The following is a 7,473-nucleotide window of genomic DNA, read 5'->3' as shown; positions in this document are numbered from 1 at the left end:
GGCCCGCGAGATGCGCGGAGTCCTGCGCGGGGGCGGCCGTCGCCCACTGCTCGTTCTGGGGCGGCAGCGCACCGAGCTGGGGCCCCGGCAGGGAGTCGGCGCTCTGGTGGGCGACGTCCAGATATTCGGGACCGCTCGTCGCGGGCCCGTACTGGGCGAAGTCACCCTGAGGTGCGACGGTTTCGTCCTGCGGGAGGACACCCTCCGCGCTCTCGGCCGGCTGCGGCATCGCCTGGGCGACTGCCGACTGAGGGGCACCCTGCTGCGGGGCCTCGGCCTGTTGCGGGGCAGCGGACCGCGCCGGAGAAGCCGCGGCCTTTCCCTGCGCGGGCGTTCCCTGCGCGGGCGTGGACTGCTGGGCTGACGCGTTCGCCGCGTTGCCGATGCCGCGGTCGGAGAGCGGACGTACAGCGCCCGACTGCTCGGGCTCAGGCGGGCCGAGGTGGAGCGGACGCCGCGGAGGAGGACCAGGGCTCTTCTCCGCGTGCTGCGGGCCCGGGGCGACCGGTGTCTCCTGGCCCTCGGACGCGCGTACGGCTCCCACGTCGATGGCGCCCGAGTCACGGCCGTCCGTCTCGTGCGGCCCGGGTACGTGCGGCCCGGACCCGTTCGAGGCCGCGGCCTCGAACTGCTGGGCGTCGGGGGCCGGTTGCCCCTGCGGCTGCGGCTGCGCGTGCTGGCCGTACGCGACCTGCTGAGCGTAGGGATCGTGGGCGTACGGGTCCTGCTGCATGTAGGGGTCCTGCTGGGCGTACTGCACGTACGCGTCGGGCTGGACGTACCCGTCGGCATGAACGTAGCCGTCGGCCTGGACGTAGCCGTCGGCCTGGACGTACGCGTCCGGCTGTCCGTAGACACCGGGCTGCATGTACGGGTCCTGCTGCGTCACGTCACTCCACGCGCCCTGTCCGCCCGGCAGAAGCATCTCCTCCTCGCCGGAGGGGCCTACGGCGCCGTTGGCGCCGCCCGAGCCGTCCGCAGGTCCGGCGTAGGGGTAGGGACCGGCTGTCGGGACGCCCTGCTGCTGGACTTCCGGCTGCCCGCCAGCATTCTCCGGCTGCCCCTCACCGGGGATCCCGGTGTCAGTCATGCGTACCCCTCGCCCATCGGTAGTGCTTCTTCCAACCCGGCGATCGGCCGCCGGGCCCCCGTAGATGAAGAACGAGCATGCGCACGGTGCGGCACGTTTCTCCGCCTACGCGCCATCCGGACATTGACGGACGAACCATCAACACCGCACAGCGGCACAACGATCCGTCAGCCTACCCGCGCCAGAGCGAAGCGCCTGCCACGGGTGGGTGAGAAAGAGCACTTCGTCGCGGTTCGTCACGCGTCGGCCACAGGGGTTCAGATCCGGACACCGGACAACAGGAAAACGACAGCTCGTTCACTTTCCACCCACTCCCGGGTGTCCAGCTCCACGGACTGGAGCAGGGCGCACTCCACGGCGTAACCGCCGTCTTCGAGCGCCCGCCCGATCGCCTCGGCCTCGTCCCTCGTCGCCGCATGTGTGACGATGCGGCCCGGCCTGCGTTCGGCCACGGCCGTGACCGTACGCACGCCACCGCCGCCCACTCTCACCACGTCGGGTTCCGGGAGATCCTCCAGGACCTGCGGCGCAGCACCCTGCACGACATCCAGCTGCACCCCGAATTTCCAAGCCGCTGCCGCCGCACGGGCACAGGCTTCCGGGTCGCTGTCGACGGCGATGACTGCGGCACCGAAACGCGCCGCCTCCACCGAGAGCGCCCCGCTGCCCGAGCCGATGTCCCACACGAGATCGCCGATGCGCGGGCCCAGTCCGGCCAGCTGGCATGCGCGCAACTGCACGGACTCGCTGGCTCGCGGGGTGGGCACGGCGGCGCCTGCGTTCTCCTCCGCGTACCGGGACGCCGGGAGCGCCCAGCCGCGCACGGCGGGCGGATAGCTCTGCGGCTTCGCGGCGAGCCAACCGCCGCCCTGATTACCGTGATTGCCCTGGTTCCCCTGCGCGGAACCGCTCTGGCCGGTGCCCGGCTGAGCGTCGCCGCCCACCGATCCGCCCACCACGATCACCACGTTGGGATCCCGCCACGTGTGGTCGGCGACCTTGTCAGAGGTGAGAACGGTGAGTTCCTCCTGCGAGGTGCCCATCGCCTCGCAGATGACGAACGTGCGGTGCACCGGGCCGAGCAGCAGGGCGAGTTCGGCTGGCCCCGCACCCGGCGAGGTCAGGACTCCGACCTTGGTGTGAGCGCGGCAGACGTTGACGGCCCGGCGCAGGGTACGGGAGTTGGCGACCACGAGCTGTGCGTCGTCCCAGGGCATCCCGGCGCGGGCGAAGGCCGCGGCCAGGGCGGAGACGGCGGGCACGACCTCGACCTCGAGCCCGTGTTCAGGGGCCCGCAGAGCCCGTACGACGCCGAAGAAGCCGGGATCTCCGTCGGCGAAGACCACTGCCGTGCCCCGGTGCCGGGCGATGCGGCGGGCGGCCAGCGAAACGCTGCCGAGCCTGATCTGCTCGGCCTTCGGCGGCACTTCGGGAAGCTGGAGGTGATGTGCGGCCCCGGCGACGAGCGTGGCCGCGCCGATGGCTGAGCGGGCGGCGCCGGACAATGGCGAACCGTCCCACCCGATCACGGTGACGCGGTCGGCCATCGGTGCGTCTCTCCTGGGCTTGTCGCAGGTCGGGGCTCGTCGAGCCTACCCCTGCGTCGCGGATCCGCGACGTCCGGGTACGGACGGGTCCGCTTTTGCCGTGCTAGAGCCGGATACGTCACCGGAACGAGGAGCAATGCGGCTGCTGTCGGCCGCCGCGGGGTGGCCGCCGGGGGCTAGCGCGGGGAGTGCAGCCAGTCCGGGTACGGGGCGTACCCACCGGCGTCGGCGAGCTGTTCGGAGAGGCCGTCGAGGTCTTCGGGGAGGAGGCTCCACACGAGAAGGTCGGTCCGGATCTCGGCCCAACCGCCGTCCTCGGTGCGGGTGCGCGCTATCCAGGCGTTGCGCAGGACTCCCTCGCTGATGCAGCCGAGCTTCTGGGCGACCTGCTGCGCGGCGGTGTTGTCGGCCGCCGTACGCAACTCCAGCCGCTCGAACTTCTGGTCCCCGAAGAGCCATTGGGCCAGGGCGAGCACCGATTCGGAGGCGTAGCCCTCGCCGCGGGCCCAGGGCGCGGTGACGTAACCGACCTCGGCCGCGAGGATCTGCCAGTCGGTGTGCTCGACCTGGATGAGGCCGACCAGGCGCTGCGTGAGGAACTCGGTGACGGCGAAAACGATTCCCTCACCCTCGGTCCGCACGGCCGGCGCGCGGCGCAGGATGAACTCGCGGGCGTCGGCGTCGCGGTAGGGCACCGGGACGGTCGTCCACGCGGCGACGAGTTCGTCGCGCATCATCTCGGTGAGCGAGGGGACATCCGCCTCCTCCAGCGGTCGCAGCACGAGCCGGTCCGTACTGATCGAGACGTCCGGAAAAGTCGAAGTCATGCGCCGCTCCATACGGATCGAGGGTCTGGGGGGTCACGAATCCCAGAGGACCAGTGCGGGGTCTGCCGGTCGCTCTGGGAGGACCGCAGCAGGGCCCCTGGGTGTTCCAGACGATTGCAGCTGTGCACAGCATGCAGCATCGAACCCCGTGCGTGCAGCGCCGAAGCCCCCTTCGCAGGCGAGAACCGGCGCAACAAACCGACTTGTCGATACGGGTACCGGAGATCGGTGCCCCGAGCGCGTGTTCGCGTGCGTCCCCTCGTCCGTTGCCGCCGGCCCCCGAAGGAGGGCGGGATGGCGGCCTTCACTCACCTGCATTCGTCCGTATTCGTCGCTATTCGTGTCGGTGAACTGCCGTACCCCTCGGGGGATTCGAGCAGCCGGGCGAGCTTCCTGACGCGGGGGCCGTCCGTGTTCCGTCCCGGAGGCGAGGAGGTCGGCAATGGGCCGGGCCTCACCCGCACGAGATCAGAGCGATGCTGTCGACGGTCCCCCGGGCGAGCGGGGGCCTGATCTTCTGCCCCCGCTCACCCCGCAGCTCCATGGGCGAGTTCTGCCGCGGCTCCGCTGCGGAGGCGGCCTTCCCCTGCCCGTCCGGCGAGCTCGACGGTGAGGCCCTGCTCCCGCAGGCAGCCGATCGGTACGACGTTGTCCTCGTAGCGGCCGGGCAGTTCGATCCGCATGCGCCCGACCTGCTTGCCGGCGACGGTGTTCATGGCGGCGCCGAGAATGGATATGTCGATGTTGTACGTACGCGACAGCTGTGAGATGACGGGCTCGGTTGCAGTCGCACCGTGGAAGGTGACGTCGACGACGGTGCGGCCGTCGACGACGTGCGCACCGCCCACCGGGAAGAGCGCACCGGCCAGCTCGGAGCCGGGTGTGGCCAGCAGGTCCGGGATGGTGCCGGACTCCACGATCCGTCCGTCGCGCATCAGCGCCGCCGAGTCGCACACCGCCTTGACGACGTCCATCTCATGGGTGATCAGCACTACGGTCAGGCCGAGTCGGCGTTGCAGATCTCGAAGCAGCTGAAGCACCGACCGGGTGGTCTCGGGGTCGAGCGCCGAAGTGGCCCCGTCCGAGAGCAGCACCTTCGGGTCGCCCGCGAGTGCGCGTGCGATGCCGACCCGCTGCTTCTGGCCGCCGGAGAGCTCGGCGGGCCGGGAGCCGGCCTTGTCGGCGAGGCCGACGAGGTCGAGCAGTTCCATCGCCTTGCGCGAGCGCTCACGGGCCGCGACTCCGAGGGTCTCCAGCGGCAGCTCGACGTTGCCCTGCACTGTCCGCGAGGAGAGCAGGTCGAGGTTCTCGAGGACCGTGCCGATACGGCTGCGGGCGGCGCGCAGGCCGGCGCCGGCACTCGGACCGGCTCCGGCGAGCGCGGTCAGGTCCCGGCCGTCGACGGTGACGGTGCCGGAGGTGGGGCGCTCCAGCAGGCTGACGCAACGCATGAGCGAGGACTTGCCGGCGCCGCTGCGGCCGACGACGCCGAACACCTCGCCTTCGCGTACGTGCAGGTTCACGCCGTCGAGCGCGGGAATCTCGCGCTCGCGGGTGCGGTAGACCTTGCTCAGGTCCGTAGTCGTGATCACAGGTTTTCCATCGTCTTCGGGCAGGGAGGCAGGCCCGTGGGCACGCGGCGGGGCGCGAGAACCCACAGCTCTGCGTCACTGCGTCGCAAGGTGGGTGAAGAGCGAACGTGGGGAGGGCTTCGATCGCGGCGGACGCCTCGGGTTCGCGAGCGGCCGGGGATCAGGTCAGACGAGGGCCCTCAACAGGCACACATTCGCGGCATGCCGCCATGGGGCATGCGCCGACAACGAGCACCGGACAGCGTGAGTGCCCTGGTCGCAGGGATGCGGTGGCTCGTCGTGTTCATGCGCCCCAGTAAAACAGACGGCCTGACACACCCCTCGGCGAGAGGGACTCGGTCCGGACGGCTGCCGCACGGACCAGGCCCGAGCACCGTCCCGGCCACTCCCCCGTGCTCCAGTTCCCTTCCACTCGCCTGACCTGCGACGGCACCGAGGACGGGACACCGCGACGGCCGCGCGGCCTCAGACCCCGCGCGGCTCCGGGATGTGGCCGATCGCACGGCCCGGTGATCGCGGGGGCCGGACGAGGAGGCCGTGTGCGCCCCTCCTACACTCTGCCCATGCTCACCCCGCTCACCGTCGTTCTCGCCGCGGCCGCGCTTGCGCTGGCCGCCTGGTGCGGGTGGGCGGCGTACCGCGATCAGCCCACGAAGGACTGGCACTTCATCGGCATGGCCGTGGTGACACTTCTGGCGCTGGTGCAGCTGGTGATCGGCATCGTGCTGCTCGCGCGTGGATCGGACCCCGCCGAGGGGACGGCGATCTTCGTCGCTTACCTGGCCGCCGTCGTGGCCTGTGTTCCGGTGGTCGGTCTGATCTCGCTCACGGAGCGGACCAAGTGGGGCTCGCTCACCGTGGTCGCCGGCGCCGTGGTGCTGGCGGTGCTGCAGGCGAGGCTGCACGACATCTGGGGAGGCGGGAGCGGTGCCTGACTCCCCGGCCCCCAAGACTCCCGAGCCCGGCACCGGCCCGCGCGGGGCGCGGCCCGAAGGAATCGGCAGGGGCCCGGGCACCCTGCTGCTCACGCTGTACGGCATCTTCACGGTGGGCGCGGCATCCCGGTCCGTCGTCCAGCTCACCACGCGCTTCGACGAGGCGCCGCTGGCGTATCTCCTCTCGGCTCTCGCGGCACTCGTGTACGCCTTCATCACGGTCTCGCTGGTGCGCGGCGGGGAGAGGGCACGCAAGGCCGCATTCGCCTGCTGCTGCGTGGAGTTGCTCGGAGTCCTGACGGTGGGGACCTGGACCCTGCTCGAGCCGTCGGCGTTTCCCGATGCCACCGTGTGGTCGGACTACGGCATGGGTTATCTCTTCATCCCGGTGATCCTGCCGGTCACGGGGCTGCTGTGGCTGCGCCGGTCGCGGCGCAGCCACAGCTGAGGCGTCGTCAAGAGGAAGCGGGGGCTGCCCGGCCGCGGTGCCGGACGTGCCGTCAGGCGCTCGCGGCGGCTGTGGCGGAGGCCGTGCCTCCGACGACCCCTGCGTCCTTCGTCATCTCGGTGAGCGTCATCTTCCGGCCCCGTTCGGTGCCGACCGGGATGTAGCCGTACTTGCGGTACAGCCGCAGGCTGCCCTCGCTGCGGTGCCCGGTGACGAGGTGGTAGCGCTTGGCGTCCCGTTCGGCCGCCAGGCCGGCCTCGATGGCGGCCAGCAGACGGCCGCCGAGCCCGTGCCGTTGCAGTCGCGGGTGTACGAAGAGCCGGTCGATGCGGGCGGTGCCGTCGGTGTCGACCGTTCCCCGCACGGAACCGACCACCTCTTCGCCGAGACGGGCCACGAGCACGCTGCCGGCTGCCATTTCGGCCCGCAGTCCTTCGAGGGACTGGGTCAGCGGAGCGATGGCGTAGTCGCCGTAGGCTTCCGCTTCGCTCTGGAAGCACAGGTACTGGAGTTTGAGGATCTGCTCGGCGTCGTTCTCGACCGCCGCAGAGATGGTCACGCTCATTCCCATGTGCGCCTGCCTCCCCTTGTCATGAGTGTGCCCGGGCACGGTGAGGTGAGGGTGCCGTGTCCGGAGTGTCTGCCCTGGTGACGCCGCTTGCTCCCCGCAGCATTCCCCCAAGTTCACATGCCGCAATCTGACGCCTTGAGCATTGTGCGCAGGCAACCCAGACATCGGGAACGTACCGGGCCAAGACTCCCTTGTGACATTCCCAACTCACGGGCCATTTCGGCGTAGGTGAGGTCCTGCCGGGACAACAGCACGCGCATCAGGGCCGGACAGCGTCCCGGCAGCTTCGCGACAGCTTCCGAGAGGACGCGGCGGTGCTCCTCGGCCAGGACGGCGGCCTCCGCCGGGCGGGGTGCTTCCGGGCCCTCGTGACGGCCGTCGATGACGTCGGCGGGAAGCGGCACTTCCCGGCGCCTCAGCAGCCCCAGCATCGTCAGATAAAGACCGTTGCCGAGGACGACAC

Annotated in this window: 6 protein-coding genes and 2 pseudogenes; 2 read left to right on the top strand and 6 right to left on the bottom strand. The window is 70.8% G+C overall.

Translation table 11 applies throughout. The annotated features are described in order from the left end of the window. The 4 genes and pseudogenes from H5J26_RS26140 to H5J26_RS26125 all read right to left on the bottom strand — a co-directional run. A pseudogene (locus H5J26_RS26140) lies at positions 1-1,090 on the bottom strand (hypothetical protein); the annotation flags it as partial. Positions 1,091-1,347: 257 nt separating this feature from the next. Next, positions 1,348-2,637 (bottom strand): precorrin-6y C5,15-methyltransferase (decarboxylating) subunit CbiE, encoded by a 1,290-nt coding sequence (gene cbiE / locus H5J26_RS26135; RefSeq protein ID WP_181768431.1) that lies wholly within the window; start codon positions 2,635-2,637, stop codon positions 1,348-1,350. A gap of 176 nt (positions 2,638-2,813) precedes the next feature. After that, entirely contained in the window at positions 2,814-3,464 is a 651-nt protein-coding gene (locus H5J26_RS26130) for a GNAT family N-acetyltransferase (RefSeq protein ID WP_181768430.1), read from the bottom strand. A 527-nt stretch (positions 3,465-3,991) separates the two neighbouring features. Continuing rightward, the gene (locus H5J26_RS26125) at positions 3,992-5,056 is read right to left on the bottom strand and encodes a methionine ABC transporter ATP-binding protein (protein WP_181768429.1); all 1,065 of its coding nucleotides are present in this window, start codon (positions 5,054-5,056) and stop codon (positions 3,992-3,994) included. Positions 5,057-5,619: 563 nt separating this feature from the next. Here H5J26_RS26125 and H5J26_RS26120 point away from each other — a divergent pair. Both H5J26_RS26120 and H5J26_RS26115 read left to right on the top strand, forming a co-directional pair. After that, entirely contained in the window at positions 5,620-5,991 is a 372-nt protein-coding gene (locus H5J26_RS26120) for a hypothetical protein (RefSeq protein ID WP_181768428.1), read from the top strand. A gap of 61 nt (positions 5,992-6,052) precedes the next feature. After that, on the top strand, positions 6,053-6,439 hold the full coding sequence (locus H5J26_RS26115) for a hypothetical protein (protein ID WP_309238074.1): 387 nt from the start codon (positions 6,053-6,055) through the stop codon (positions 6,437-6,439). A 52-nt stretch (positions 6,440-6,491) separates the two neighbouring features. Here the strand turns inward: H5J26_RS26115 and H5J26_RS26110 are convergent, their stop codons facing one another. Beyond that, positions 6,492-7,010: a GNAT family N-acetyltransferase gene (locus tag H5J26_RS26110; RefSeq protein WP_181768426.1), complete on the bottom strand. Its 519-nt coding sequence runs from the start codon at positions 7,008-7,010 to the stop codon at positions 6,492-6,494. Between the two features lie 113 nt (positions 7,011-7,123). Next, positions 7,124-7,473, bottom strand: a pseudogene (locus H5J26_RS31685) (hypothetical protein); the annotation flags it as partial.

Origin of the sequence: Streptomyces albidus (ex Kaewkla and Franco 2022) (assembly GCF_013870515.1) — a bacterium.
Classification (GTDB): domain Bacteria; phylum Actinomycetota; class Actinomycetes; order Streptomycetales; family Streptomycetaceae; genus Streptomyces; species Streptomyces albidus.
This window is presented reverse-complemented; position numbering and strand designations above follow the sequence as displayed.